We start from the raw sequence: 26,460 nt of genomic DNA on the forward strand, positions 1-26,460 counted from the left end.
CGGAACGAGCTTTGCACCTTCGTGCAACGGGCTTCAGACGCGGTACGTGCCCGCGGCGACGGCCTCGCGGACGGCAGTGGCGGTTTGCTCGGCGGTCAGCTGAGTGGTGTCGAGGATGTGTCGTTCCAGGTCGCCCAGGTCCGTGAAGGCGGTGTAGAGGCCGGTGATGGCGTCCACGTCCTTCAGTTCGCTGGCGGCCCGGCCATGCGCACGGTTGAGCGTCGTCTCCAGGTCGGGCCGCAGGACGACGTACGACATCGTCCACTGCTCGTCGGCCGCGGCCTTCAGGAACGGCGGCAGGAACCACGGGCCGATGACGCCGTCGACCACCACGTCGTAGCCGCCGCGGGCGTAGACGGCCACCGCGGCGACGATGGCGTCCACGACCACGTCGTTCTGCCGCGCGGACTCCGGCAGGTACGGCGCGATGAAGCCGGTGCGGATGGCGCGGTAGAACTCGTCCGTCGTCACGTGCACGGTCGGCCGCTGGGCGTCGGTCGCGACGAGGCGGGCCACGGTCGTCTTGCCGGAGCCGGGTGAGCCGGTCAGGAGGAGTACGTCGGTCATGCCGCCCGACGCTAGCCAACCTGACCGGCGAACTGCAGTCCTTTCTTTCGGCCGCCGTCAGCCGCCCGCCACGCTCGGCAGGATCACGAGCTCGTCGCCGTCCTGGACCGCCGTGCCGAGGCCGTCCAGGTCGCGGATGTTGTCGTTGCCGAGGTAGATGTTCACGTGCCGCCGGACGGCGCCCTGCTCGTCGGTCAGCCGTCGCCGCAGGACCGGGTCCAGGGCGGCGACGACCTCGCCGACGGTCGCGCCGTTGGCCTCGACCCGCTCGGCGCCACCCGCGAACGGCCGCAGCACGGTCGGCAGCTTCACCGCGATCGCCATGTCAGCCGATCACCGCCGCGCGGACGGTGAGCACGTCCGGCAGGTGCCGGGCGACCTCGGTCCAGGTGTCGCCGGCGTCCGCGCTCGCGTACACGCAGCCGTCGCGCGTGCCGACGTACACCCCGGCCGGGTCGGCCGCATCCGTGGACATCGCGTCCCGCAGCACCGGCGCGTACGACGGCACGTCGGGCAGCCCCTCCGACAACGGCTCCCACGTGGATCCGGCGTCGCGGGACCGGAAGACCCGGCACTTGGCCTCGGTGGGGATCCGGTTCCCGTCGGCGACCAGCGGGAAGACGTACACCGTCTCCGGCTCGTGCGGGTGCACCGCGATCGGGAACCCGAAGTCCGACGGCAGCCCGTCCGCGATCGACTTCCAGACCGCCCCGCCGTCGTCGGACCGGTAGACGCCGTGGTGGTTCTGCGCGAACATCCGCTCCGGTACGTCGGGATGCGCGGCCAGCTTGTGGACACACTGCCCGAACTCCGGGTACGGGTCGGGGAAGAAGTACGCCTTGATGCCCTGGTTCGCCGGCTCCCACGACGCGCCGCCGTCCGTCGTCCGGTACACCCCGCCGGTCGACATCGCGACGCTGACCCGATCCGGATCGGTCGGGTGCGGCAGGACGGTGTGGATCGCCTGGCCGCCGAACCCGGCGCCCCACTCCTTGCGGTGCGGGTGGTCCCACAGCCCGCGGACCAGCTCGAACGTCACTCCCCCGTCGGTCGACTTCCACAGCGCCGACGGCTCCGTCCCGGCGTACACGACGCCCGGCTGCGCCGCGGGACCCGGCTGGATCTGCCAGACCCGCTCGAGTGAGGTCTCGGAGTCCTTGGGGAAGCCGATCGAACCCTCCGGCGGCTCGTCCCAGCTCGCGCCGAGGTCATCGCTGTGGAACACGGCCGGTCCCCAGTGCTCACTCGTCCCACCGGCGAACACGCGCGGCCGGTCGCCGCGGGTATCGATCCCGACCGCGTACACACCCTGCATCTCGAACTGCTTCACCGGACCGTCCAGCGTCCAGTCCTTGCGCGCAGCGTCACTGCGGCCGATCCAGAGCCCCTTCTTGGTCCCGATCAGCAGTACGGCCTCGGACATCGTTGTCCTCCTCTACCGCGGTGGACCCCCCACCACGTTGATCAATGGCTCGCCGGCCGCGTACCGCTCCAGCTGCGCGCGGACCAGGCGGGCGACACGCGGCGCGAACGCCGTCGAGGCGCCGCCGCGGTGCGGGTTGACGAGCACGTTCGGAGCTGACCACAGCGGGTGCCCGGCGGGCAACGGCTCGGGATCGGTCACGTCCAGCGCGGCGCGGATCCGGCCGCCCGCCAGCTCGGCCAGCAGCGCGTCGGTGTCCACGATGACACCGCGCGCGACGTTCACCAGCAGCGCGCCGTCCTTCAGCTGGGCCAGGAACTTGCCGTCCACCATCCCGCGGGTGTCGGCCGTCGCGGGGGTCAGCAGCACGACGACGTCGGCCAGCGGCAGCAGGTCGGGCAGCTCGCTGATCGGGTGCACACCCTCCCGCGGCCGCCGCGCGACCCGGATGATCTCGCACTCGAACCCGGTCAGCCGCCGCTCCAGCGCCTCCCCGATCGACCCGTACCCCAGGATCAGCACCGTCCGGTCCGCGAGCGAGTCGTCCATCTCGTCGTACGACGCCGGCCAGACCTGCTGGTCCTGGTTGCGCACAGCACGCGGCAGGCGACGGTACGACGCCAGGATCAGGCCGACCGCGAGCTCGGCGGTCGACGCGTCGTGGACACCCCGCGCATTGCACAAGGTGACGTCATCGGCCAGATGTGGCAGCACGTTCTCAAAACCGGCGGTCTGCAGCTGCACCACCTTCAGCGCGGGCATGTCGCGGACCACCTCGACCACGTCGGAGCCGCCCATGTACGCGGGCACGTAGAACTCCACCCGGTCCAGCGACTCCGGCCGGGCGCCGCCGGCGAACCACTCCACGTCGAAACCCGCGGGCACCCCGCCGAGGGTGGATTCCGCGTCCTCCCACGGCAACCACGCCTTCACATCAGCCATGTCCCCGAACCTACTCGCCCGGCCGGACATTTTTCATCCCGTCGTCCACAGGATCGTCGTACATTGGATCGGTGCCTTCGACATCGGATCTGGCCTCTACCCTCGATCACGATCAGGCCGTAGGGCGACTGCGTTCGTCGTACCAGCGCATCCCGCAGGGGGAGCCGGTCCGGCTGGCGAAGCGCAGCTCGAACCTGTTCCGGCCGCGGACCGAGGTCGACCGGCCCGGGCTCGACGTGTCCGGGCTGACCGGTGTGATCAGCGTCGATCCGGCCGCGAGGACCGCCGACGTGCAGGGAATGTGCACGTACGAGGACCTGGTCGCCGCGACCCTCCCGCACGGCCTGACGCCGATGGTCGTGCCGCAGCTGAAGACGATCACCCTGGGCGGCGCGGTCACCGGGCTCGGGATCGAGTCGTCGTCGTTCCGGGCCGGCCTGCCGCACGAGTCCGTGCTCGAGCTCGACATCCTCACCGGCGCCGGCGACATCGTCACCGCGCGGCCCGAGGGCGAGCACGCGGACCTGTTCCGCACGTTCCCGAACTCCTACGGCACGCTCGGGTACGCGACCCGGCTGCGGATCGAGCTCGACCGGATCTCGCCGTACGTCGCGCTCCGGCACGTCCGGGTCGGACTCGACCGGCTGGCCCCGGCGATCGAGGAGATCGTTGCCTCCGGCATGTATGAGGGCGAGCCGGTGCACTTCGTCGACGGCGTCGCGTTCAAGCCGACCGAGGCGTACCTGACGCTGGGCCGCAACAGCGACGCGGCCGTGAAGACGAGCGACTACACGGGGCAGCAGATCTACTACCGCTCGATCCAGCAGCGGCAGACGGACTTCCTCACCGCGCACGACTACCTGTGGCGCTGGGACACCGACTGGTTCTGGTGCTCGGCAGCCTTCGGCGCGCAGCAGCCAGTGGTACGGCGGCTGTGGCCGAAGCGCTGGCGGCGCAGCGACGTGTTCCACAAGATCGTCGGCTTCGAGAACCGGCACCAGATTGCCGCCCGCATCAACCGCCGCCGCGGCAAGCCCGATCGCGAGCGCGTCGTCCAGGACGTGGAGATCCCGGTCACCCGGCTGGCGGCGTTCCTGCGCTGGTTCGACGCCGAGGTCGGGATGCGCCCGGTGTGGCTGTGCCCGCTGCGGCTGCGCGGTACGACGGCCTGGCCGCTGTACCCGCTGACGCCGGCGACGACATACGTGAACGTCGGCTTCTGGGGCACGGTGCCGATTGCTCCGGGCGCGGCGGACGGCGACGTCAACCGCCGGATCGAGACAGCCGTCGCCGACTTCGACGGGCACAAGTCGCTGTACTCCGACGCTTACTACGACCGAGACACCTTCGACCGGCTCTACAACGTCCCGGCCCTGACAGAGGTCAAGAAACGCTACGACCCCGACGCCCGGCTCACCGGGCTCTACGAGAAGGCGGTGACACGCCGATGACCACCCTCGAAACCCGGGTCTCGATCGCCGAGGCGCTGACCGCTGTGACACCGGACGGGCTGCCGTTCCGGTTCACGGCGTACGACGGCAGCGCGACCGGGCCGGAAGACTCGCAGATCCACATGCATCTCGCGTCCGAACGCGGCCTGTCCTACATCCTGACCGCACCGGGCGACCTCGGCCTGGTTCGCGCGTACGTGATGGGCGACCTGGAGATCACCGGTGTGCACCCGGGCAACCCGTACGCCCTGATGCAGATGATGCTCAACCAGGTGCACTTCCACCGCCCGACGCCTGCCGAGGCGCTGCGGATCGTCCGCGGGCTGGGCTGGAGCCACCTGAAGCCGCCGCCTCCGCCGCCCCAGGAGCACCTGCCGCGGTGGCGCCGTACCTTCGAAGGCCTGCGGCACTCGCGGACCCGGGACCGCGCGGCCATCCACCACCACTACGACGTGTCGAACCGCTTCTACGAGTGGATCCTCGGGCCGTCGATGACCTACACCTGCGCCGTCTACCCGTCGCTCGACGCGACGCTGGAGCAGGCGCAGGCGGAGAAGTACGACCTGGTCGCTCGCAAACTCGATCTGCGCCCTGGGCAACGACTTCTCGACGTCGGCTGCGGCTGGGGCGGCATGGTCCGGCACGCGGCCCGCGAGTACGGCGTCAAGGCGCTCGGCGTCACGTTGTCGTCGGCGCAGGCGCAGTGGGCGACCGAGGCGATCAAGCGTGAGGGCCTCGAGGATCTGGCCGAGGTGCGGTTCCTGGACTACCGCGACGTCCCCGAACGGGACTTCGACGCGATCAGCTCGATCGGCCTGACCGAACACATCGGCGTGCGCAACTACCCGTCGTACTTCGGCTTCCTGCTCGACCGCTTGAAGCCGGGCGGCCGGCTGCTCAATCACAGCATCACCCGGCCGGACAACCGCTACCGCTCGGTGGGCGCGTTCATCGACCGCTACATCTTCCCCGACGGTGAGCTGATCGGCTCCGGCCGGATCATCGTCGAGGCCCAGGACGCCGGCTTCGAGGTCCGCCACGAGGAGAACCTCCGCGAGCACTACGCCCTCACCCTCGCGGCCTGGTCCGACAACCTCGAGGCGCACTGGGACGAGGCGGTCGCCGAAGTCGGCTACCCCACCGCCAAGATCTGGGGCCTCTACCTGGCCGCCTGCCGGGTCGGCTTCGAACGCAACAACACCCAGCTCCACCAGATCCTCGCCGTGAAGCTGGACCCCGACTCCAACGCCCACTTCCCACTCCGGCCGACCTGGCTGAGCTGATGCCGCCGGCGCATCAACTGTGCGCCGGATCGGCATTGGACGCCGTCGCGCGGGCGGGCGAGGGTGGGTTGGGTGATCGAGTTCGGCGTGTTGATGGATGTCCGGGAGGACGGGTACGGCGCGGACCGGGTCGCTGAGGTGGTAGTCGCCGATCGGCTGGGCTTCGACGCGGTGTGGTTGTCGGAGCATCACCTGACCGGCGACGGGATGCTGCCGTCGCCGCTGGTGATGGCCGGGGTGCTGGCGGCGCGGACCTCGCGGATCCGGGTGGGGACGAACATTCTGGTGTTGCCGCTGCACCACCCGTTGCGGCTCGCGGAGGACGCGGCCGTGGTGGACCAGGTGTCGAACGGGCGGATGATGCTCGGGGTCGGGCAGGGGTACTCGGAGCGGGAGTTCGCCGCGTTCGGGGTCGACCGGCGGCGGCGCGGGAAGCTGCTGGAAGAGGGTGTGCGGGTCATCCGGGACGCCTGGGCGGGTGCGGTGACGCCGAAACCTCTCGGCGAGCTCCCGATCTACGTGGCCGGGGTGACCGCGGCCGGGTTGCGGCGGGCGGTGCGGCTGGGTGACGGGGTGATCATCTACTGCGCCACGCCGGCCGACCTGATCGCCCGGCGGCAGTTGCTGGACGAGGTGGTCGCCAATCCACCGCCGCTGATCTGCACCGGGATCATGCACGTGGACGACGACGCCGACCGCGCCTGGTCCGACGCCGCGCCGGGAATCGCCTACCTGGAAGGCGAAATCGCGTCGTACGGCGGGACCGAACCGCCGCCACTGCGCCGCGAGGACTACCTCGTCGGCACGCCGGACGACATCGCCACCCGGTTGATCGCGCTGCACGAGGCGACCCGGTTCGCGCACTTCGCGCACTGGCTCCGGCTGCCGACGCTGCCGCACAAGGCCGCGATGCGGTCTCTCGAATTGGTTGCAGGTCGGGTGATTCCCGCCGTACGGGCTGGTGTGAGCCGCTAACTTGGGAGGCATATCGACCTGAGGAGACGGCGTGAAGGCTCGTGCTGCAGTGGTGGTGACCGCGCTCGCGCTCGTCGCCGGGTGCTCCGGGGACGACGGCGAGCCGTCCGGCTCGGGGACGACGGCAACCAGTCCCAGCACCACGACACCGGCGCCGACCAGCCCTGGTACGACGTCCGCCCCGCCACGGACCACCGCCACCGCGCAGGGGCCGGTGAAGCTGGCCGTCGCGTCGACCGTGGCGACCGGGATCGAGGTGCCGTGGGGCCTGGCGTTCCTGCCGGACCAGAGCGCGCTGGTGAGTGAGCGCGACTCGGCGAAGATCAAGCGGATCGCGGGCGGGCAGGTGAGCGAGGTCGGCGAGGTCGACGACGTGGACCCGTCGTCCGAGGGCGGCCTGCTCGGGCTGGCCGTCGACCCGCAGTACCCACGCCGCCCGTACATCTACGCCTACTACAGCGCCGGCGGCGACAACCGGATCGCCCGGATCACCTTCCAGAACAACCGGCTCAGCGACCAGCAGGTGATCCTGGACGGGATCCCGGAGGCGTCGATCCACAACGGCGGCCGGCTGCGGTTCGGCCCGGACGGATTCCTGTACGCCGGGACCGGCGACGGCGCCGACCGGCCCAACTCGCAGGACGACGGGTCGCTGGGCGGCAAGGTGCTGCGCATCACCACCGACGGCAAGGCCGCGCCGGGGAACCCGGGCGGGCGGCTCTGGTTCACCAAGGGCCACCGGAACGTGCAGGGCCTCGCCTTCGACGGAAACCAGCTGTACGCCGCCGAGTTCGGCCAGAACACCTGGGACGAGCTGAACACGATCACCTCCGGCGCGAACTACGGATGGCCGGCCGCGGAGGGCATCGAGAACCTGGACGGGATGACGAACCCGATCGCCCAGTGGCGGACGAGTGACGCGTCGCCCTCCGGGATCGCGTTCGCCCAGGGGCACGTGTTCATGGCCTCGCTGCGCGGTGAGCGGTTGTGGGCGATTCCGGTTGCCGGAGGCAAGCGAACGGGTGAGCCGCAGGCGTTCTTCGTCGGGCAGTACGGCCGGCTGCGCACGGTCGAGACAGCGCCGGACGGGTCGCTGTGGCTGACCACCTCGAACACCGACGGCCGCGGCGGCACCCGCGACGGCGACGACCGGATCCTCCGGGTCACGATCAGCCGCTGATCCCGCCAACCGTTTAGCGGCTTTGGTCGTCTGGTACTTGTGGAGGAAGCCCACAGGTCAGAGGAGGACTGATAGTCATGCGGCCCGACCAGGTGTCCGTCGTACCCAGCAGTGTGATCGCATCGGCGAGCAGCTTCGAGAATGCTCAGCGGACAGTGGATTACCTGCGAAGTTACGGGATGGACTCCGGGTCGATGAGTATCGTCGGCGCCGATCTCCGGCAGGCGCGACAGCGGCAGAGCGTCCCGGTGGTCAAGCTGACCGCGACCGGCGCGCTGCAGGGCGCCGTACTCGGGCTGCTGACCGGGGTCTTCGTCACGCTGGTCGCCGAGACGACGCTGACCGGGCTGGTGGTCGTGATCTGGGGACTCGTGTACGGCGGGTTGCTCGGGACGCTGTGGGGTCTGTTCCGCGGGCTGATCCGGAACCGTCCGGAGGCCGAGACCACCGAGGTGGTGCCGACCCGCTACGAGGTGCGCTGCCCGGTCGAGGAGCTCTCGGTCGCCCGGACGCTGCTGGCCGACGCCTCCGACGTCGACGACGACGGCCGGGTCGAGCGCGAGGTCATCGCCGACGCCCCGCAGGAAGACACCCAGCACAAGAACGCGGCCTGAAACACCCTGAGCACGACCTCGGGGCCGGCCAGGCGGCCGGCCCCGAGGTTCAGAGCGCTCAGATCCCGAGCTTGGCGTTCAGCAGTTCGCGGACCTTGGCCGCGTCCGCCTGACCGCGCATGTCCTTCATGACCGCGCCGATCAGCGCGCCCGCCGCGGCCGGCTTGCCCGAGTTGACCTTCTCGACCACGTCGGGGTTGGCGGCGATCGCCCGGTCGATGGCTTCGATCAGGGCGGAGTCGTCGGAGACGAGGGCCAGGCCGCGCTGCTCGATGATCTCGGCGGGCGTGCCCTCACCCTTGACCAGGCCGTCGAAGACCTGCCGGGCCAGCTTGTCGTTGAGCGAACCGTCGTCGACCAGCTTCTGCACCTCGGCGACCTCGGCCGGGCCGACGCCGAGCGCGTCGAGCTCCTGGCCCGACTCGTTCGCCGCCCGGGCCAGCTCACCCAGCCACCACTTTTTCGCCGCCGCCGGCGGCACCCCGAGCTCGACCGTCTTCACGATCGGCTCCAGCGCGTTGCCGTTCACGACGTCGCGCATCTCCAGGTCGGTGAAGCCCCACTCCTGCTGCAACCGGACCCGGCGCAGCGACGGCGCCTCCGGCAGCGTCGACCGGATCTCCTCGACCCACTCGCGGGACGGGGCGACCGGGACCAGGTCCGGCTCGGGGAAGTACCGGTAGTCCTCCGCGTCCGACTTCTCCCGGCCGGACGTGGTGATGCCGGTGTCCTCGTGCCAGTGCCGGGTCTCCTGCACGACCTTGCCGCCGGACGACAGGATCGCCGCCTGCCGGGTGATCTCGTACGTCACCGCGCGCTCGACCGAACGGAACGAGTTCACGTTCTTGGTCTCGGTGCGGGTGCCGAACACCGTCGACCCGGACGGCTTCAGCGAGACGTTCGCGTCGCAGCGCAGCGAGCCCTGGTCCATCCGGACGTCGGAGACGTCCAGCGCGAGCAGCAGGTCCCGCAGCATGCTCACGTACGCCCGCGCCACCGCGGCCGCCTTGTCACCGGGCACCTCGATCGTCTTGGTGACGATCTCGATCAGCGGGATGCCGGCCCGGTTGTAGTCGACCAGCGAGTGCGAGGCGCCGTGGATCCGGCCGGTCGCGCCACCGACGTGGGTGGACTTGCCGGTGTCCTCCTCCATGTGCGCGCGCTCGATCTCGATCCGGTACGTCTCGCCGTCGACGACGACCTCGGTCCAGCCGTTGTACGCGATCGGCTCGTCGTACTGGGAGGTCTGGAAGTTCTTCGGCATGTCCGGGTAGAAGTAGTTCTTCCGGGCGAACCGGCACCACTCGGCGATCTCGCAGTTCAGCGCCAGGCCGATCTTGATCGCGGACTCCACCGCGCGGGCGTTCACCACCGGCAGCGCACCCGGCAGGCCGAGGCAGACCGGGCAGGTCTGCGTGTTCGGCGGCGCGCCGAACTCGGTCGGGCAGCCGCAGAACATCTTCGACCTGGTGTTCAGCTCGACGTGGACCTCGAGGCCCATCACCGGGTCGTACTGCGCCAGCGCGTCGTCGATCTCGAGGACGTCTGCGGTCATCGGGTCACCTCCAGCTCCGGAGCCTTGGTCATCAGGACGCCACCCCACTGGTCGGCCAGCGCGGCCTCGAGCGCGGAGCCGACCTGGTACAGCAACTCGTCACGCATCACCGGGGCCATCACGTGGAAGCCGACCGGCATGTTGTCCTCGTCGGCCAGGCCGCACGGGAACGACGCGGCCGCGTTGCCGGCCAGGTTGACCGGAATCGTGCACAGGTCGTTCTTGTACATCGCGATCGGGTCGTCGGCGCGGTCGCCGATCGGGAACGCGGTGGTCGGCGTGGCCGGCGACACCAGCACGTCGACCTGCTCGTAGGCGTTGGCGAAGTCGCGCTGGATGAGCGTCCGCACCTTCTGCGCCTGGCCGTAGTAGGCGTCGTAGTACCCGCTGGACAGCGCGTGCGTGCCGAGCATGATGCGCCGCTTGACCTCGTCACCGAAGCCGGCCTCGCGGGTCATGCTCATCACCTTCTCGGCGCTGTTCTCGCCGTCGTCGCCGACCCGCAGGCCGTACCGCATCGCGTCGAACTTGGCCAGGTTGGACGAGGCTTCGCTCGGCAGGATCAGGTAGTACGCCGGCAGCGCGTACTCGAAGTGCGGGCAGGACACCTCGACGACCTCGGCGCCGAGCTTGGTGAGCAGCTCGACCGACTCGTGGAAGCGCGCCTCGACGCCCGGCTGGTAGCCCTCGCCGCCGAGCTCCTTGACCACGCCGATGCGCAGCCCGTTCACATCCGCGCGACGGGCCGCCTCGACCACCGGCGGGACCGGCTGGTTGATCGACGTCGAGTCCATCGGGTCGTACCCGGCGATCGCCTCGTGCAGCAGCGCGGTGTCGAGCGTCGTCCGCGCACACGGGCCGGGCGTGTCCAGGCTGGAGGCCAGCGCGATCAGGCCGTACCGCGACGTCCCGCCGTACGTCGGCTTGACCCCGACCGTCCCGGTGAACGCGCCGGGCTGCCGGATCGAGCCACCGGTGTCGGTGCCGATCGCGAGCGGCGCCTCGTACGACGAGATCGCCGCCGAGGACCCACCGCCGGAGCCGCCCGGGATGCGGCCCAGGTCCCACGGGTTGTGGGTGGTGCCGTACGCCGAGTTCTCCGTCGACGAGCCCATCGCGAACTCGTCCATGTTGGTCTTGCCGAGGATCACGATGCCGGCCGCCTTCAACCGCTTGACCACGGTCGAGTCGTACGGCGGCTTCCAGCCCTCGAGGATCTTCGAGCCGGCCGTGGTCGGCACACCCTCCTGGGTGAGCACGTCCTTCAGCGCCAGCGGGACACCGGCGAGCGGGCCGAGCTTCTCCCCCGCCGCGCGCTTCTTGTCCACCTCGGCGGCCTGCGCGAGCGCACCCTCGGTGTCGACGTGCAGGAACGCCTTGACGGCGCCGTCGACGGCGCCGATCCGGTCCAGGTGGGCCTGGGTGATCTCCACCGAGCTGGCCTGCCCGGACGTCATCAGCTCCGAGAGCTCGACCGCGGTCTTGCGGGTGAGGTCGCTCATCAGTCCTCCTCCAGAATCCGAGGCACCCGGAATCGCTGCTCCTCGGCGGCCGGCGCGCCGGACAGCGCCTGCTCCGGCGTGAGGCACGGCACGTTCTCGTCCTGGCGCATCACGTTGGTGATCGGCAGGGCGTGCGAGGTCGGCGGGATGTCGTCCGCGGCCACCTGGCTGACCTGCCCGACCAACGTGATGATCTGGTCGAGCTGAGGTGCGAGGTGGTCGAGCTCGGCGTCGGTGAGCTCGATCCGCGCCAGTCGCGCCAGGTGCGCGACCTCTTCGCGGGTAATCGATGGCATGAACTGATCCAATGGTTTCGCTGGACGCCCGGCTATTTCCGACCGGACCCGGCCATCCTAGTGGGCGGGTGTGACGCTGGTGTTGCCTCGGTCCTGACCGTCTGGTGGATGGGCCGGGCGTGTCCCCGTGCTTCGCTCTGTAACATTGGCCGCGACAAGGCGTTACGCGCATGGTGCTCGGCTGGGAGATGATCGTTCGGTGTTCCTGCTGCGATTGATCATCCCGGACCGTCCCGGTTCGCTGGGGACGGTGGCCACCGCCCTCGGTGAGGTGAACGCCGACATCCACGCGATCGAGATCGTCGAGCACCGGCGCGAGAACGGCACCGCCGTCGACGACATCGTGGTCGACCTGCCACCGGGCGTGCTGCCCGACCGCCTGGTCTCCGCCTGCAACGGCGTGCCGGGTGTCGAGGTCATCTGGTTCTCCCGGTACGGCGCCGGCGGCGGACTGCACATGGACCTGGAAGCCGTCGAGCAGATGACGTCGGCTCCGGCGGACGCGATCGACATCCTGGTCGAGCAGTCACCCGCCGTCCTGCACGCCGACTGGGCCGCGTTGCTGGACGGCACCGGCAGCGAGGTGAAGGTCGCGCTGGAGACGAGCGCCACCCCGGAGTTCGGCGACGTGGCCGACGGCTGGCTGCCGCTGGACAAGGCGACCACGATGGCCGCGCCGGACCAGCACAAGGGCCTGGCCGAGTCGGTGCTGGTCGCCGCCCCGCTGGAGTCCGGCCGTCGCATCCTGGTCATCGGCCGGCGCGGCGGGCCCGAGTTCCTCGGCTCCGAGGTCGCCCGGCTCAGCTACCTGGCCTCACTGGCCGTCACCATCCGCGCCACCGCGTAACCGCCGTACGCACGAAAAGGCCTCCCTCGCCACACCAGGTGGTGAGGGAGGCCTTTCAGCGCTCTAGCTGAACCGGAAGTAGGCGAAGACCCACAGACCGGCCAGGACCAGCAGTACGGCGACGCCGACCAGGATCACGATCAGCACCGACTGGCTGTTGCTCTCGCTGCGGTCCGGGAGGTCGAACTGGGTCGGGCCCCACGGACCGCCGCCGTCGACGCGCTGGAGCGCCTCGGGTGGTGGCGTGACCACCGTCCGCGACTCCCGCCTCTCCTTGGGGAACTTCATCCGACTCCCGACTCGCGTGCTCAGACGTAGAAGGTCTCGTAGCTGATCGAGATCCGCGAGGACGAGTAGGAGTCCTCGTTGTTGGCGATGATCTCGACCCGCCATCCGGCCACGTAAGAAGCGTACGACTTCCCGTCGCTGTGCGCCTGGACGTACGCCTTCAGCGCCGCGACGTCCTCGCCCTTCAGCGCGCCGAACGCGTCGTTCACCGCCGCCGGGAGCGCCTTCTTGACGTCCTCCGGGTCACCCGACGAGCTCATCTCCAGCGACCGGATGCCCTCGCCCTTGCTGGCGTAGGAGTAGATCCGCTGCGAGCCGTACTTGCCGACCTGCTTGCTGCAGGAGCTGGTGCAGACGTACTGCTTCGCCTTCAGCGCGGCGATCAGCTGGTCCTCGGTGGTGCTGAAGCTCTTCCGCGGCAGGTCGAACGAGTCCGACCCGGACTTGCCGCCGGACAGCTGGTACTGGTCACCGTCGTTGCGCAGCTCGAACTCGCCCCAGGTGCTGCCGACCTTCTGCGACTTCTGGCCGGTGCCGACCGCGTCCTGGATCTTCTTCACCTCGCTGCCGCCGAACGTGTCGTTGCCGATCGCCTGCAGCGCCGCGTCGAAGGTGACCTTGGCGTTGTTGACGTTGTCCTCGTTCTCCGACTTCACCAGCACGCCGATGATCGTGCCGTCCGGCGAGAACTGGAAGACCGCCTCGGCCTCGGTCGGGCCGTCGTACTTGAAGCAGCCGCGGTGCGCGCCCTGGCCGGTGTTGAACAGGTCACTGCACTGGAAGCCCTGGCCCTGCAGCTTCTCGGTCGCGTTCTTGGCCTGGCCGCTCGCGTTGCCGAGCGAGCCGTTGTCGCCGCCGTTGGACGGGTTGCCGGTCGGCTCACCGGTCTGCGAAGTGGTCGGGTTCGCCTCGGGCTCCTCGTCACCGCCGAGTGCCTTGATGCCGAGGAACACGAGCAGGCCGATCAGCACGATGCCGACGATGCCACCGCCGATCAGCAGCGGCATCTTGTCCTTGCCCGGTCCACCGGGACCCTGGTTGCCACCGCCGCCCGGCTGCCACTGCTGCTGCCCGGGCTGGCCCTGCTGCTGGTGCCAGCCACCCTGCTGCTGGGAGCCCTGCTGACTCCCCTGCTGACTCCATGGCTGCTGCTGGTAGGAGCCACCGCCCTGCTGCGGGGAACGCTGCCCCCAGCCGCCCTGACCGCCCTGCTGGCCCTGCCCCTGTCCGGGGCGCTGGTCCTGGGCCGGCTGGCCCGGCTGCGGCCGGCCAGGCTGCTGCTGACCCCAACCACCGCCGCCCTGCTGCGGCGGCTGCCCCTGCTGCGGCGGCTGCTGTGGCTGCTGCGGGCGTTGACCCCAACCGCCACCACCCTGGCCGGGAGGCTGCTGCTGTCCCCAGCCGCCCCCTTGACCGGGTTGGCCTCCCTGCCCCGCTTGCTGCCCGCCAGACTGGCCCCCCGGCTGCCCAGGACCCCACGGTCCCTGTGGCGGCGTCGTCATATTCGCTCCTTTTGACCCACGTTGAGACGTGCAAAGTTAACAGTCCGACGGCTCAGCGCAGCCGCCGGATCCACCAGGGTGTTCGTTATCCGTCGCCGGGCTCAGGGGTGCTGGCGACCTTGGCGGCGGCGTCGGCGCCCTCGGCGAGCAGAACCTGGAAGCCGGCCCCGTCCAGGATCGGTACGCCGAGCTGGACGGCCTTGTCGTACTTGGAGCCCGGCGAGTCGCCGACGACCACGAACGAGGTCTTCTTGGAGACCGAACTGGCGGCCTTGCCGCCGCGGGAGACGATCGCCTCGGTGGCCTCGTCCCGGCTGAACCCCTCGACCGTGCCGGTCACCACGATGGACAGGCCGCTCAGCGTCTGCGGCACGCTCGGCCCGGTGCGCTCCTGGCGCATCTGCACGCCGGCGGCCTTCCACTTGTCGACGATCGCCTGGTGCCAGTCGACGGCGAACCACTCGATCACCGCGTGCGCGATGGTCGGGCCGACACCTTCGATCTCGGACAGCTCCTCCTCACTCGCCGCCCGGACCGCCTCGATGTCGTCGTACACCGCGGCCAGCGCCTGCGCGGCGGTCGGGCCGACGTGCCGGATCGACAGCGCGACCAGGCCGCGGGCCAGCGGCTGGGTCTTGGCGGTCTCGAGGTTCGCGAGCAGGCGCTGGGCGTTCGCCGACAGCGCCCCGGCCTTGGTGGTGAAGAACGCGCTGCGGGACAGGTCCTCCTCGGTCAGCCCGAACAGGTCGCCCTCGTCGGTGATCAGGCCGTCGCCGATCAGCGCGTCCGCGGCCTTGAAGCCGAGCACCTCGATGTCGAACCCGGACCGCCCGGCCAGGTGGAAGATCCGCTCCCGCAGCTGCGCCGGGCAGGACTGCGAGTTCGGGCACCGGATGTCGACGTCGCCTTCCTTCATCGGGCGCAGCGCCGTACCGCAGGAGGGGCACTCGGTCGGCATCACGAACTCGCGGGCGTCGTCCGGGCGCAGCTCGACCACCGGGCCGAGGATCTCCGGGATCACGTCGCCGGCCTTGCGCAGCACGACGGTGTCGCCGATCCAGACGCCCTTGCGCTTCACTTCCTGCGCGTTGTGCAGGGTGGCGAACTCGACGGTCGACCCGGCCACCCGGACCGGCTCCATCTTCCCGTACGGCGTGACGCGGCCGGTGCGGCCGACGTTCACCTCGATGTCGAGGAGCTTGGTGGTGACCTCCTCCGGCGGGTACTTGTACGCGATCGCCCAGCGCGGCGCGCTCGACGTCGACCCCAGCGCGCGCTGCAGGTCGACCTCGTCCACCTTGACCACGACACCGTCGATCTCGTGGTCGACGGAGTGCCGGTTCTCGCCGTAGTACGCGATGAACTCGTTCACCTGGTCGAGCGTCTCGACCTTGCGGGCGCGGTCGCTGACCGGCAGGCCCCAGGCCTTGAGCTGCTCGTACGCCGACGACAGCCGGCCGACGTGGTAGCCGTCGACGCGGCCGAGACCGTGGACGACGAACCGGAGCGGGCGGCTCGCGGACACCCGCGGGTCCTTCTGCCGCAGCGAGCCGGCGGCGCTGTTGCGCGGGTTGGAGAACGGGTCCTTGCCCGCGCCGACCAGCTGCGCGTTCAGCTCCTCGAAGTCCTCGACCCGGAAGTAGACCTCGCCGCGGACCTCCAGGAAGGCCGGCAGGTCCTTGCCCTTCAGCTCGTTCGGGATGCTCTTGATGGTGCGGACGTTCAGCGTGACGTCCTCGCCGGTGCGGCCGTCGCCGCGGGTCGCGCCGCTGACCAGCTTGCCGTTCTCGTACACGAGGTCGAGGGCCAGGCCGTCCACCTTCAGCTCGCACAGGAAGCCGCTGTCGTGGATCTGCTGCAGGGTGACCTCGCGTTCGAGCCGCTTGGCCCAGGCCTCCATCTGCTCGGCGGAGAACGCGTTCGCCAGGCTCTCCATCCGGGTCGGGTGCTGCACCGGGGTGAACAGCGTGGAGATCGGCACGCCGACCTTCTGCGTCGGCGAGTCCGGCGTCCGGAGCTCGTTGTACTGCTCCTCGAGGTCCTGCAACTCGTGCATGAGCGCGTCGAAGTCGGCGTCCGAGATGGTCGAGGTGGCCAGGTAGTACCTGACCCGGTGCTCCTCGATCTCCTGGCTCAGCGCGGCATGCCGCGCCCGCACCTCAGCCGGCGCGGCCGGCTGCTCAGCAGCAGTAGTCTCGGGAATCTCCTCCGTGCTCATAGGCAAAACCTACAACCGAGCACCGACGTTCCGAGGGAAGAAAGACAGCCGCCTCCGGCGGCGCTGTGAGAGGACGACACCGACGTTCCGGGGCAGAGCACAGCCGCCTTCGGCGGCGCTGTGAGAGGACGACACCGACGTTCCGGGGCAGGGGACAGCCGCCTCCGGCGGTGCGGTGCGGGGTGCTCTACCGACGTTTAGGTGTTGTCGGCGGCCTCGGCGACTGCTTCTGCGGTGCGACGCAGGAGGTCGAGGCGACTGCGGGCATCTTGAGGTGACGGTGAGGCTGCGAGGCCGCAGGCGGGGGTGATGACGACCTTCTTCAGGAGCTCGGGGTCGAGGCCCAGCTCTCGCCAGCGGCGGATCAGCGGGCCTGCGGCCTGCTCGGGGTTGGGGAGTGGGCCTGTGGTGGCGACGAGGCCCGCGTAGATGGTGGTGCCGGCTTCGGCCGCCAGGGCCAACTGCTCCCAGCCGGGCTCCGTCAGGAGCGATACGTCGACGGCGACCCCGGTGGCACCGGCTTTGGTGAAGACCTCGATGGGCGGCCGGGCAGCGCAGCAGTGGACCACAGTGGATGCTGCACCCGTCACCAGGCTCAGCAGCTCCACAGCCCCCGGACCGTCCACCGACCGGTGCTTGCTCCACCCAGAGGCCGTAGGAACAGCACCAGCGAGTACGGCGGGCAGACCCGGCTCATCCACCTGTACGACGAGCTCAGCCCCAGGCACCCGCCGCCGTACCTCGGCCACATGGTCACCAAGCCCCAGCGCCAAGGCCTCAGCCAAGTCCCGCCGGGCGCCGTGATCCGCCAGCACCTTGTCGCCCCGCGGCAGCTCGACAGTCGCCGCCAGCGTCCACGGCCCAGTCAACTGCAACTTCAGTGGCCCGGTGTAACCGTCCGCTAGCTCTTCGAGCACATCCAGATCCTCGGCAAGCAGCGAACGCGCCCGCCGCTGGTCCAGACTGGCCCGCGGATCGCTCCCACCCGTCAGCCGCCACCCAGCCGGCTGCAGGTCAGCAGCCAGCTCGGTCAGTACGGCGATCGCCCGGCTCACCATGTCGCCGTACGGACGCACCGGAAGCTCAGCCAGGAACGGGATGTCCACAGCCTCGAGCAGCACCTTCGTCCACTCGCGAATGTCGTCCCCCGGCAGCGACCCGAGGCCCGTTGTCGTCATGCGTGTTGCGCCGCCACCCGTGAGACGGTGTCGATTGTCGCCGAGCCGATCACGCGCGTGCCGTCGTACAGGACGACCGCCTGACCGGGGGCGACCGCTGACGCCGGCTCGTCGAAGTCGACCACGACCTGGTCGCCCTCGACGCGCGCGGTGACCGCGACCTCCTCGCCGTGCGCTCGCAACTGCGCCTTCACGTGCAGCGTGGTGGTCGGCGCCGGGCCGCACCACCGCGGCTTGGAAGCAACGAGTCGGGATGCCGCGAGCTCCTCGCGCGATCCGACGGTCACCGTGCGGTCGACCGGGCTGATGTCCAGGACGAACCGCGGCTTGCCGTCGGCGGCCGGCGTACCGATCTTCAGGCCCTTGCGCTGCCCGACGGTGAACCCGTGCGTGCCCTTGTGCTCGCCCAGCTTGTTGCCCTGCGCGTCGACGATGTCACCGGGCGCCTCGCCGAGGTGCTTGCTGAGGAAGCCCGGAGTGTTGCCGTCGGCAATGAAGCAGATGTCGTGGCTGTCCGGCTTGGCCGCCACCGACAGCCCCAGTCGCTCGGCCTCGGCCCGGACCTCGGTCTTCGGCGTGTCCCCCAGCGGGAAGAACGCGTGCTGCAGCTGCTCCTGCGTGAGGACGCCGAGCACGTACGACTGGTCCTTGGCCGGGTCGACCGCCCGGTGCAGCTCGCGGGCGCCGTCCGGCGTGTCCACGATCCGCGCGTAGTGCCCGGTCGCGACCGCGTCGAAGTCCAGCGCCAGCGCCCGCTCCAGTACGGCGCTGAACTTGACCTTCTCGTTGCAGCGCAGGCACGGGTTCGGCGTGCGGCCGGCGGCGTACTCGCTGACGAAGTCCTCGACTACGTCGGCGTGGAACCGCTCGGCCAGGTCCCAGACGTAGAACGGGATGCCGATCACGTCCGCGGCCCGGCGGGCGTCCCGGGAGTCCTCGATCGTGCAACAGCCGCGGGCGCCGCTGCGGTACGACTGCGGGTTCCGGCTCAGGGCCAGGTGCACGCCGACCACGTCGTGCCCGGCCTCGGCCATCCGCGCCGCCGCGACGGCGGAGTCGACTCCGCCGGACATGGCTGCGAGTACCCGCATCAGGTGTTCCTTCCCACGTTCTGCAGCCCGGCGGACTTGGCCCGCTCCACGACCGGCACGATGTTCTCCAGTACGGCGTCGATGTCCGCCCGGGTGCTGGTGTGCCCCAGGGTGAACCGAAGCGAGCCGCGCGCCCGCTGGTCGTCGTACCCCATCGCCAGCAGGACATGACTCGGCTCGGCGACGCCGGCGTTGCACGCGGACCCGGTGGAGACCTCGATGCCGCGTGCGTCGAGCAGCAGCAACAGCGAGTCGCCCTCGCAGCCGCTGAAGGACAAGTGTGCATTGTTGGGCAAGCGGTCCGTCGGATCACCGGACAGCTGCGCACCCTCGACGGCGCTCACGACGCCGCCGATCAGGGCGTCCCGGAGCTCGGTCAGCCGGCTGGCCTCGTCGGCCTGGTGCTTGATCGCGTGCTCCGCCGCGACCGCGAACCCGGCCGTCGCGGGCGCGTCGAGCGTGCCCGACCGCACATCGCGCTCCTGGCCGCCACCGTGCAGCACCGGGGTCAGCTTCGTCTCCTTGTGGACCACGAGCGCGCCGATGCCGTAGGGGCCGCCGAGCTTGTGGGCGGACACGGTCATCGCGTCGACGCCGAGCTCGGCGAAGTCAACCGGCACCTGCCCGATCGCCTGCACCGCGTCGGTGTGCACGGGGATCTCGTACTCACCGGCCAGCGCGGCGATCTCGCGGACCGGCTGGATCGTTCCGACCTCGTTGTTCGCCATCATCAACGTGACGAAAGACACGCTCTCCGGGTCCTGCTCGACGGCCCGCCGTACGTCGTCCGGCTGCACCCGGCCGAGCTCGTCGACCGGCAGCCACTCGATCTGGGCGCCCTCGTGCCGCGCCAGCCAGATGGCCGGGTCCAGCACGGCGTGGTGCTCGATGCCACTGAGCAGGATCCGGCGGCGGCGCGGGTCCTCGGCCAGGCGGGCCCACCACAGGCCCTTCAGGGCGAGGTTGTCGGCCTCCGTGCCACCTGACGTGAACACGACCTCGCTGGGCTGCGCGCCGAGCGCGGCGGCGATCGTCTCGCGGGACTCCTCGACCGTCCGGCGGGCAGCGCGACCGGAGCCGTGCAGGGACGACGCATTGCCGGTCCGCGCGAGGTGATGGCTCATCGCCTCGATCGCCGCCGGCAACATCGGAGTCGTCGCCGCGTGGTCCAGGTACACCGTGCGACGGTCGGAAGCAGTCATATCGGATTCAAGGGTATGTCCGCGGCGGTTGTTCCCGCTCCTCGGGCCTCAGCGGTGGGACGGCAGCCGTCAGCGGCGGGACAGCAGTTCCAGCGTGTGGGCGTGCTCGAACCGCGCCCCGATCCGCTCGAACCGCTCGGCCGCCTGCTCCAGCGGCGCCCGCTCACCGGTCAGTCGCCCCCTGGCCCGCAGCAGTACGGCGTCCGACCAGGCGTTCTCGCTCACGGCCCGCTCGAGGTACTGATCGGCGTCCGGGTAGCGGAGTGCAGCCGCCAGCTCCGCCCCGGAGGCCCACGCGTACGGCGCCCACCACGGCTCAGGAAAGTCCGCGAACGCCTGCTCGACCGATGCGGCCAACGTGGCCGTCAACTGCCCGGCGTCGAGCCGGTGCAGGGCCAGCCGGGCGTCGACGAAGGCCGCACTCGCCATGAGGCTTGGCGAATCGGATGCAGTAGAGACCTGGGCGATCTCCAGGGCGCGGGCCTGCCAGACGCCGTCCTGGCCGGTGCCAAGCAGCCCGTGGGCCAAGGCTGCACAGGTAGCGGCTGAGGCCATCCACGCCCGAGGCGGGCAACCCGCCGCGTTCCAACCGTTCCACATGACGTCCGCGGCCTGCACTGCCTCGTTGAACAGGCCGCTGAGGGCGAAGGCACGGATCTTGCGCGGGGCGGTGATGTACGGGTGCCCGTGCACGGGGTCGTCCGTCAGCCGGGCGAGCCGGACGGCCTCCGGCAGGTCGCCGACCGCTACGGCCGTCGTGGACGCGACATGGAACGCGTCGGTGATCTCCGCGACCGCCCGCGGCTCGTGGTCCGGCAGTGTGGCGGCGAGCTCGAGCCGCTCCTCGGCGGATCGCCGTGCATCGCCGAGGCGGCCTGCGGTCGCGACTGCGACGCCGTACGCGTCCAGTGCGTTCATCAGGTCGAGCGGATCGCCGGCCTTGCGCGCTGCGTCGAGTGCTGCCTCTGCTGGGCCGACCTCCTGGTTGGACGCCCACGCCCGTGCGATCAGGACTGGCACGGTGTCCGCATTCGTTGGGAGCAGGCCGACCCCGCGGTCCGGTGGGAGCGGCAGTGCCTCGTAGCGGTTGAGGATGGTGACTGCGTAGGCCAGTGCGTCCTGGTGGTTGTTCTCCGCGGCCGACCGCATCATCAGCTGGTAGGCGTGTGCACCGTCGGCCACAGCCAGTGCGGCGTCGGCTGCGTCGCGGAGGTCGTCGTACAGCTGAGTGGCATCAGAGGCGTGCGCTGCGGCGGTCAGGTAGTGCTCGCGGGCCTCGACGAACCGCTTGCGGGCAAAGGTCAGGTGCGCGAGTCGGCGCGCCAACCGCCGTACGTCGGTGTCGGACCGGCTCACCGCTGCCCGCAGGTCGGCGGTCACCTGGTCGAACTCACCCTGCCAGTCCTCGTGGTGCTCCAGCCGCTCCTCCAGCCGGGCGGCGGCGCTGTCGGCCCAAGCAAGGTGCAGTACGGCGACGGCGTCGTACTCACCGCATCCCTTGAGCTCGTCCAGCGCGAAGGCGCGGACCGTCTCGAGCATGCGCCACCTGCTCGTGCCGGCGAGCTGACTGCGGTGCAGCAGGCTCTTGTCGGTCAACCGACCGAGCAGATCACTGACCGCACCGCGACTGCTGCCCGGACTGATCGCTTCTGCCGCGCTGAGGTCGAAGCCGCCAACGAAGACGCCCAACCGTCGGAAGAGCGCTCTTTCGGCATCGTCGAGGAGGTCGTAGCTCCACCCGATGACCTGCGCCAGCGAGTGATGCCGCTCGTTAGGCCCGCGTCCGCCCGCCGCCAGCCTCAGCCGGTCGTCCAGCGCGGCCAGCAACCCGTCCGGGCCCAGCGAGCCGGCACGGGCGGCAGCAAGCTCAATGGCCAGCGGTACGCCGTCCAGACCAGCGCACAGCTGCGCCGCCACCTCGTCGTCGACGGCGAACTCCGGCGCCACTCGATCCCGGAACAGCTGCTCTGCCTCGGACCCGAGCGCCAGCGGCCCCAACTGCACCGAACGCTCCCCCGTCACCCCGATCCGCTCCCGACTGGTCACCAGTACGGCGGTCGGCGGCGCCTGAGCCAGGATGCGGGCGACCAGGTCGCCGACGTCCAGCACCAGGTGCTCGCAGTTGTCGAGGACGAGCAGAGTCCGCCCGCGCCGCAGTCGGTCGAGCAGTGCGTCGAGGAGGGTGTGCGGAGGTTGCTCACGTACGCCGAGCGCCTCGGCGACCGCCGCCACGACGAAACCCGGCCGGACCGGGACCAGGTCGACGAAGGCACCGCCGTACGGATAGTTGCCGGCGGCGTCGGCTGCGACGCGCAGGGCCAGCCGCGTCTTGCCGACACCACCTGGGCCCAGCAGGCTGACCAATCTGTTGGTCTCCAGCGCAGCCAGCAGATCGGCCTGCTCCTGCTCACGGCCGACGAACGTGGTCCCCGGACCGGCCAGGGTGGTGAACTCGCGGCTCTCCTCCGCCAGCTCGGCAAGACCCGCCAGCTCGTGGCGATCGGACACGCCGTACTTGCGCAGCAACGAGGAGACGTGGCTCTCGACCGTGCGGACGCTGATGTGGAGCTGCCGCGCGATCTGGGCGTTCGAGCGACCGCCGGCGAGCGCGGCCAGCACCTCGGCCTCGCGGGCGGACACCTCTGGCGCACGGGTCACGGGCCCATCATGCCCGCTGCCCGGCCCGTCAGTGGTGGTTCCGTGGCGAGCACGGATGACATTCGGTGCGGGGAGCTCGCAGGCTGGACGACGTACCCGAAAGGAGCTGACATGGCACAGGAGATCCTCGACCAGCGCGCGACCGCGGTCATCGAAGCGAACAAGTACATGACGCTGGCAACCGTCGACGCGGACGGCCGGCCGTGGGTGACGCCGGTGTACTTCACCCCGGACGGGCACACCGACTTCTACTGGGTGTCGTCACCGGAGGCCGAGCACTCGCTGAACATCGCGCGGAATCCGGACGTGAGTATCGCCATCTACGACTCGAGCGTCGCGGTCGGCCAGGCGTCGGCTGTCTATCTGCGCGCCAGCGCCGAACTCGTCCCCGACGACGAGCTCGAGCACTACGCGTCGTTCTACTCGGGCCGCCTCGCCGGGTTGCGCAGCTTCACCGCCGACGAGCTCCGTGCGCCCGCCGACCTGCGCCTCTACCGAGCCCGCGCCACCGACCACTGGCTCCTGATCCGAGGCCGTGACCCCGAGTACGGCACCGGCATCGACTCCCGCCGCCCGGTCTGGATCTGATCCGCCTGCTACTCAGGCCGATCGTTGTTTGTCGGCTGCTCGCGCCAGCGGCTGTGGTGGGTCCAGCCGATGACGTCCGCGGCTCGGCGGGAGTTGTAGAGGCAGGCGGTCGCGGGGAGGTCGGTGCGGATCTCGGTGTCGGGGAGGTACTGGGCGAGGAGGTCGGTGGTGGGCTGGAGCATGCCGGTGTCCTCGGCTGCGATCAGCAACGCGGCGTAGCGCTCGGACTCCGGGCGGGGGTTGAGGGACAGTACGCAGGCACGGGCCGCCTCGGCGAGGTCGACGTACCCCCAAAGGTTGCGGCGGTTGTCCTCGGGTGGCGCGCTGGTGATGTAGCGGCGTACTTCGTCGGGTGTGAGGATCCAGTGGAAGCGCAAGGCGGTGACCTGCATGCCGCGGCGGGCGTACATCTCGCCGGTGCGCTCCAGGACATCCTTCGTCAGCGCGTAGGGATCGACGTACCGCAGTGGAGTCTCCTCGTCGATCGGCACGGCCGGCACGGGCAGCTCCTCCGGCGACCAAGCCGTCCCGTAGATCGACCCGCTGGACGCGAGCACCGCGGTCCGGATCCCCTGCTTCCACGCCTCCTCCAGCGCGTTGAACGTGGTGATCGCGTTGATCCGCAGCAACTCCGCCGGCTCGATGTTCTCCGGACTGGCGATCCCCGCACAGTGCACGACCGCGTCCACCCCACCCAACGACCCCGCCACAACCTCCCGATCCAGCAAATCAACGGGACCCGCCCCACCCGCGTGAGCGGACCCCGACCCACTCGCGTCAGCTCGCGATCGCGGCGTCGGCGTCACCGGCCCCGATCCCGGCTCGACGACGTCGGCTTCGACGACCTCGTGTCCGGCAGTAGACAGCTGCCGGCAGACCTCGCTGCCGAGCTTGCCTCTCGCACCACTCACCCAGATCCGCACCCCGCGGATGCTAGCCGCCGGCGGCCGAACCTCGGCGCGGTACGGCGCAGATGGCCGGACGCGCCGGCACGCGCGTCGGCCCGGCTCGGGAGGGGATCCGAGCCGGGCCGTTGCGAGTCCCGGAGGTCGAGGGGTTACCTCCGGGCGTGACCGGCTCCCAGGAGGAAGGCTCCGGTCAGGCGACCAGCTCCCAAGGGCTCCGGTCAGGCGACCAGCTCCCAGGGGCTCCGGTCAGGCGACCGGCTCCCAGGAGGAAGGCTCCGGTCGGGTGACCGGGTCCTGGTGAGGGGCTGGTCGGGGTGGCTGGGTCCCCCGGGGGTGGGGACCCAGCGCAGGGTCAGGACTTGCGGGTGGTGATTTCTTGGGTGGCTGCGGGGAGGACCTTGTGGAGGTCGCCGACCACGCCGAAGTCGACCAGCTCGAAGATCGGGGCTTCCTCGTCCTTGTTGACGGCCACGATCGTCTTCGAGGTCTGCATACCGGCCCGGTGCTGGATCGCACCGGAGATACCGGCCGCCACGTACAGCTGGGGCGACACGGTCTTGCCGGTCTGGCCCACCTGGTAGGCGTGCGGGTACCAGCCCGAGTCCACCGCCGCACGGGACGCACCCACCGCGGCGCCAAGCGAGTCAGCGAACGCCTCGACCGGACCGAAGTCACCACCGGTCCCACGACCACCCGACACGATGATCGCGGCCTCGGTCAGCTCCGGACGACCGGTCGCCTCCCGCGGCTTGGACTCGGTGATCCGCGCGGTCTTCGCGGCGTCGGAGATCGACACGTCGAATTCCTCGACCTCCGGCGAAGTCTCGGCCGCCTCCGGGGTGGCCGCATTCGGCTTGACCGTGATGATCGGCGTGCCGTGGGTGACCTTGGCCTGCACCGAGAAGTTGCCTGCGAACACCGACTGCGTGGTCACCGGACCACCGTCGCCGGCGGTCACGTCGACGGCGTCGGTGATCAGGCCGGAGTCGAGCTTGACCGCCAGCCGGGCGGCGATCTCCTTGCCCTCGGCATTCGACGAGATCAGGATCGCGGACGGCTCGATCTTGGCCGCGACCTGCTGCAGCGCCTCAGCCTTCGGGGCCACCAGGAACTGGGTCAGCTCCGGGTTGGACAGTGCGATCACCTTGGTCGCGCCGTACTGCCCCAGCGCCGGCAGCGCGTCCTGCACGCCGTCGCCGACGTAGACCGCGACCGGCTCGCCGAGGCGGCGGGCGATGGTGAGGAGCTCAGCCGTGGTCTTGCGGACCTTGCCGGCGGTGTGGTCGACGAGAACCAGAACGTTGGACATGAACTGATCGCCCCTCAGAGGAACTTGTTGGTGGACAGGAACTCGACGAGCTGGGTAGCGCCGCTACCGTCCTCGTCGGTGACGATCGTGCCGGCGGTGCGCGGCGGACGGGCGGTCACCTCGACCACCTCGGTCCAGGCCGCGGAGCCGCCCACCTGGTCCGCCGAGAGCTCCAGGTCGGCCAGCGACCAGGTCTGCACCGGCTTCTTCTTCGCGGCCATGATGCCCTTGAACGACGGGTACCGCGGCTCGTTGGCCTGGTCGGACACGCTCAGCACCAGGGGCAGCGTGCCCTCGATCGTGTCGCTCGCGGTGTCGCCGTCGCGGCGGATCCGCACGGTCTGACCGTCGACGGTGACCTCGGAGCCCAGCGTCACGGCCGGCAGCCCGAGCCGCTCCGACACCATCGCCGGCACCACACCCATCGACCCGTCGGTCGAGCCCATCCCGAACACGACCAGGTCGGCCTCGAGCTTGGCCAGCGCCTTCGACAAGATCAGCGAGGTGGCCACCGCGTCGGAACCGTGGATCGCGTCGTCGAGCACGTGGACGCCGGCGTCGGCGCCCATCTGCAGACCCTTCTTGACCGCGTCGGCGGCCTGCTCCGGGCCGACCGTGAGAACGGTCACCTCGGCGTCACCGGCTTCCTTCACGGTCAGCGCGGTCTCGACGGCATATTCGTCCAGCTCGGACAGCAGCCCGTCGACACCGGCGCGGTCCACCGTGTTGTCCTCCGGGCGGAAGCGGCGGTCCGCGGTGGCATCCGGCACGAACTTCGCGCAGACGACGATCTTCATAGCGTGTGGGACCCCTTCTGGTTAACGGTCTCTCCCAAGCCTGCCACGGATGTTACTCACGAGAAACATAATCCCGTGCGAGTCCC

The 26,460-nt window shown here is 70.3% G+C and carries 25 protein-coding genes; 8 read left to right on the plus strand and 17 right to left on the minus strand.

From position 1 onward, the window contains the following. Positions 1-33 precede the first annotated feature (33 nt). The 4 genes from ACWCOV_RS02365 to ACWCOV_RS02380 are packed head-to-tail and all read right to left on the minus strand — an operon-like array spanning position 34 to position 2,932. Positions 34-567, minus strand: a complete 534-nt coding sequence (locus tag ACWCOV_RS02365) for an AAA family ATPase (protein ID WP_449827410.1) — start codon at positions 565-567, stop codon at positions 34-36. Positions 568-624: 57 nt separating this feature from the next. Continuing rightward, entirely contained in the window at positions 625-891 is a 267-nt protein-coding gene (locus ACWCOV_RS02370; RefSeq protein WP_449827411.1) for a MoaD/ThiS family protein, read from the minus strand. A gap of 1 nt (position 892) precedes the next feature. Continuing rightward, positions 893-1,990: a WD40/YVTN/BNR-like repeat-containing protein gene (locus ACWCOV_RS02375; RefSeq protein ID WP_449827412.1), complete on the minus strand. Its 1,098-nt coding sequence runs from the start codon at positions 1,988-1,990 to the stop codon at positions 893-895. Positions 1,991-2,002: 12 nt separating this feature from the next. Continuing rightward, positions 2,003-2,932, minus strand: coding sequence for a 2-hydroxyacid dehydrogenase (locus ACWCOV_RS02380; RefSeq protein WP_449827413.1), 930 nt, complete (start codon positions 2,930-2,932; stop codon positions 2,003-2,005). Between the two features lie 71 nt (positions 2,933-3,003). Here ACWCOV_RS02380 and ACWCOV_RS02385 point away from each other — a divergent pair, with 71 nt between their 5' ends. The 5 genes from ACWCOV_RS02385 (at position 3,004) to ACWCOV_RS02405 (ending at position 8,435) form a co-directional block, all read left to right on the plus strand. Further along, the gene (locus tag ACWCOV_RS02385) at positions 3,004-4,383 is read left to right on the plus strand and encodes an FAD-binding oxidoreductase (protein ID WP_449827414.1); all 1,380 of its coding nucleotides are present in this window, start codon (positions 3,004-3,006) and stop codon (positions 4,381-4,383) included. Next, complete coding sequence (locus ACWCOV_RS02390; protein ID WP_449827415.1) at positions 4,380-5,666, plus strand: class I SAM-dependent methyltransferase; 1,287 nt, start codon at positions 4,380-4,382, stop codon at positions 5,664-5,666. The genes ACWCOV_RS02385 and ACWCOV_RS02390 overlap by 4 nt, the downstream gene beginning before the upstream one ends. A 72-nt stretch (positions 5,667-5,738) precedes the next feature. Then, complete coding sequence (locus ACWCOV_RS02395) at positions 5,739-6,641, plus strand: LLM class flavin-dependent oxidoreductase (RefSeq protein WP_449827416.1); 903 nt, start codon at positions 5,739-5,741, stop codon at positions 6,639-6,641. Between the two features lie 31 nt (positions 6,642-6,672). After that, the gene (locus ACWCOV_RS02400) at positions 6,673-7,821 is read left to right on the plus strand and encodes a PQQ-dependent sugar dehydrogenase (protein WP_449827417.1); all 1,149 of its coding nucleotides are present in this window, start codon (positions 6,673-6,675) and stop codon (positions 7,819-7,821) included. Positions 7,822-7,898: 77 nt separating this feature from the next. Next, on the plus strand, positions 7,899-8,435 hold the full coding sequence (locus tag ACWCOV_RS02405) for a general stress protein (protein WP_449827418.1): 537 nt from the start codon (positions 7,899-7,901) through the stop codon (positions 8,433-8,435). 58 nt (positions 8,436-8,493) lie between these two features. Here ACWCOV_RS02405 and gatB read toward each other — a convergent pair whose 3' ends face one another. Genes gatB through gatC form a run of 3 tightly spaced genes read right to left on the minus strand, consistent with a single transcriptional unit; the run spans position 8,494 to position 11,788 of the window. Beyond that, the gene (gene gatB / locus ACWCOV_RS02410; protein ID WP_449827419.1) at positions 8,494-9,990 is read right to left on the minus strand and encodes an Asp-tRNA(Asn)/Glu-tRNA(Gln) amidotransferase subunit GatB; all 1,497 of its coding nucleotides are present in this window, start codon (positions 9,988-9,990) and stop codon (positions 8,494-8,496) included. Further along, the gene (gene gatA / locus ACWCOV_RS02415; RefSeq protein ID WP_449827420.1) at positions 9,987-11,492 is read right to left on the minus strand and encodes an Asp-tRNA(Asn)/Glu-tRNA(Gln) amidotransferase subunit GatA; all 1,506 of its coding nucleotides are present in this window, start codon (positions 11,490-11,492) and stop codon (positions 9,987-9,989) included. The genes gatB and gatA overlap by 4 nt, the downstream gene beginning before the upstream one ends. After that, the gene (gatC, locus tag ACWCOV_RS02420; RefSeq protein WP_360523932.1) at positions 11,492-11,788 is read right to left on the minus strand and encodes an Asp-tRNA(Asn)/Glu-tRNA(Gln) amidotransferase subunit GatC; all 297 of its coding nucleotides are present in this window, start codon (positions 11,786-11,788) and stop codon (positions 11,492-11,494) included. Before gatC ends, gatA begins: the two co-directional genes overlap by 1 nt. 199 nt (positions 11,789-11,987) lie before the next feature. On the opposite strand from gatC, the gene ACWCOV_RS02425 reads away from it, so the two are divergent. After that, positions 11,988-12,635, plus strand: a complete 648-nt coding sequence (locus tag ACWCOV_RS02425; RefSeq protein WP_449827421.1) for an ACT domain-containing protein — start codon at positions 11,988-11,990, stop codon at positions 12,633-12,635. Positions 12,636-12,698: 63 nt separating this feature from the next. Here ACWCOV_RS02425 and ACWCOV_RS02430 read toward each other — a convergent pair whose 3' ends face one another. After that, complete coding sequence (locus tag ACWCOV_RS02430; RefSeq protein ID WP_449827422.1) at positions 12,699-12,923, minus strand: hypothetical protein; 225 nt, start codon at positions 12,921-12,923, stop codon at positions 12,699-12,701. A 20-nt stretch (positions 12,924-12,943) separates the two neighbouring features. After that, positions 12,944-13,930 (minus strand): hypothetical protein, encoded by a 987-nt coding sequence (locus ACWCOV_RS02435; protein ID WP_449827423.1) that lies wholly within the window; start codon positions 13,928-13,930, stop codon positions 12,944-12,946. A gap of 84 nt (positions 13,931-14,014) precedes the next feature. On the opposite strand from ACWCOV_RS02435, the gene ACWCOV_RS02440 reads away from it, so the two are divergent. Further along, positions 14,015-14,440: a hypothetical protein gene (locus ACWCOV_RS02440; RefSeq protein ID WP_449827424.1), complete on the plus strand. Its 426-nt coding sequence runs from the start codon at positions 14,015-14,017 to the stop codon at positions 14,438-14,440. 70 nt (positions 14,441-14,510) lie between these two features. Here the strand turns inward: ACWCOV_RS02440 and ligA are convergent, their stop codons facing one another. The 5 genes from ligA to ACWCOV_RS02465 all read right to left on the minus strand — a co-directional run bounded on the left by ligA (position 14,511) and on the right by ACWCOV_RS02465 (position 22,772). Continuing rightward, entirely contained in the window at positions 14,511-16,643 is a 2,133-nt protein-coding gene (gene ligA / locus ACWCOV_RS02445; protein WP_449827425.1) for an NAD-dependent DNA ligase LigA, read from the minus strand. Positions 16,644-16,840: 197 nt separating this feature from the next. Beyond that, positions 16,841-17,821 carry a methionine synthase vitamin-B12 independent gene (locus tag ACWCOV_RS02450; RefSeq protein WP_449827426.1) on the minus strand — a complete coding sequence of 327 codons (981 nt, stop codon included), beginning with the start codon at positions 17,819-17,821 and terminating at the stop codon, positions 16,841-16,843. After that, positions 17,818-18,912, minus strand: coding sequence for a tRNA 2-thiouridine(34) synthase MnmA (gene mnmA / locus ACWCOV_RS02455; RefSeq protein ID WP_449827427.1), 1,095 nt, complete (start codon positions 18,910-18,912; stop codon positions 17,818-17,820). The genes ACWCOV_RS02450 and mnmA overlap by 4 nt, the downstream gene beginning before the upstream one ends. Next, entirely contained in the window at positions 18,912-20,114 is a 1,203-nt protein-coding gene (locus ACWCOV_RS02460) for a cysteine desulfurase family protein (protein WP_449827428.1), read from the minus strand. The genes mnmA and ACWCOV_RS02460 overlap by 1 nt, the downstream gene beginning before the upstream one ends. Before the next feature lie 69 nt (positions 20,115-20,183). After that, on the minus strand, positions 20,184-22,772 hold the full coding sequence (locus ACWCOV_RS02465) for an ATP-binding protein (protein WP_449827429.1): 2,589 nt from the start codon (positions 22,770-22,772) through the stop codon (positions 20,184-20,186). A gap of 111 nt (positions 22,773-22,883) precedes the next feature. Between ACWCOV_RS02465 and ACWCOV_RS02470 the strand changes: the two genes are divergently transcribed. Continuing rightward, entirely contained in the window at positions 22,884-23,360 is a 477-nt protein-coding gene (locus ACWCOV_RS02470; protein ID WP_449827430.1) for a pyridoxamine 5'-phosphate oxidase family protein, read from the plus strand. An 8-nt stretch (positions 23,361-23,368) separates the two neighbouring features. Here the strand turns inward: ACWCOV_RS02470 and ACWCOV_RS02475 are convergent, their stop codons facing one another. The 3 genes from ACWCOV_RS02475 to ACWCOV_RS02485 all read right to left on the minus strand — a co-directional run bounded on the left by ACWCOV_RS02475 (position 23,369) and on the right by ACWCOV_RS02485 (position 26,374). Further along, the gene (locus ACWCOV_RS02475; RefSeq protein ID WP_449827431.1) at positions 23,369-24,283 is read right to left on the minus strand and encodes an NAD-dependent epimerase/dehydratase family protein; all 915 of its coding nucleotides are present in this window, start codon (positions 24,281-24,283) and stop codon (positions 23,369-23,371) included. A 337-nt stretch (positions 24,284-24,620) separates the two neighbouring features. Beyond that, positions 24,621-25,577, minus strand: coding sequence for an electron transfer flavoprotein subunit alpha/FixB family protein (locus ACWCOV_RS02480; protein ID WP_449827432.1), 957 nt, complete (start codon positions 25,575-25,577; stop codon positions 24,621-24,623). 14 nt (positions 25,578-25,591) lie between these two features. Then, the gene (locus tag ACWCOV_RS02485; protein WP_396356495.1) at positions 25,592-26,374 is read right to left on the minus strand and encodes an electron transfer flavoprotein subunit beta/FixA family protein; all 783 of its coding nucleotides are present in this window, start codon (positions 26,372-26,374) and stop codon (positions 25,592-25,594) included. Positions 26,375-26,460 lie beyond the last annotated feature (86 nt).

Source organism: Kribbella sp. NPDC002412 (assembly GCF_053592935.1).